We start from the raw sequence: 633 nt of genomic DNA, 5'->3' as shown, positions 1-633 counted from the left end.
GCGCTGACGTCGGCAAGTTCGAGCAGCTGACCCTGGACAAGACGCCGGTCAGCACCACCGTGACCGACGAACCAGGTTCGGGTACTCCGGGCACTGGTAACCAGGGCGATCTGGTACAGGTCACCATTACCGCCGACCAGACTTCGGTCGCGGAGAACGTCAAGCCGACGTTCACCGTGCACATCAACACTGCTTTGGCTCACGACTTGGTTGTGACCCTGAGCAACAATGCTCAGGTCACCATCAAGGCCGGTGAGACCAGCGCGCCGTACACTCACGATGCGCAAGGCGATGATGTCTACAACGACGCTGGCCAGATCAGCTTGGGCATCAAGTCGGCGGTGGACGCCACTGGCGCGACCTTCGAGAACCTGGAGTTAGGCGGCGCTGCGAAAGTGGATGTCACCGACACCACCGACGAAGTCGTGGCCAAGTTGACTGCGACCCCCTCGGTCACCGAAGGCGGCGAGATCACCTACACCGTCACGCTGACCAACAAAGACGGTCTGCCGATCAACAACCATTCGGAGCTGTACTTCAAGCTGACCGATGGCACGACGGTCGTTGTGGCCGCCAACAGCACCACTGGCTCGGCCACTGCAACCGCACCGGATAACGTCTATGTCGGCGCTA

General features: G+C 60.8%; 1 protein-coding gene. It reads left to right on the top strand.

Going from position 1 to position 633, the window contains the following annotated elements; genetic code table 11:
• Positions 1 to 633: immunoglobulin-like domain-containing protein (locus tag JOY50_RS28500; RefSeq protein WP_405046023.1), on the top strand; the 633-nt coding region annotated here is incomplete at both ends.

The sequence above is a fragment of the Pseudomonas sp. BP01 genome (assembly GCF_022760795.1).
Classification (GTDB): Bacteria; Pseudomonadota; Gammaproteobacteria; order Pseudomonadales; family Pseudomonadaceae; genus Aquipseudomonas; species Aquipseudomonas putida_Q.
The sequence above is the reverse complement of the archived record's forward strand: the minus strand, read 5'-3'. Positions and strand labels throughout refer to the sequence as shown.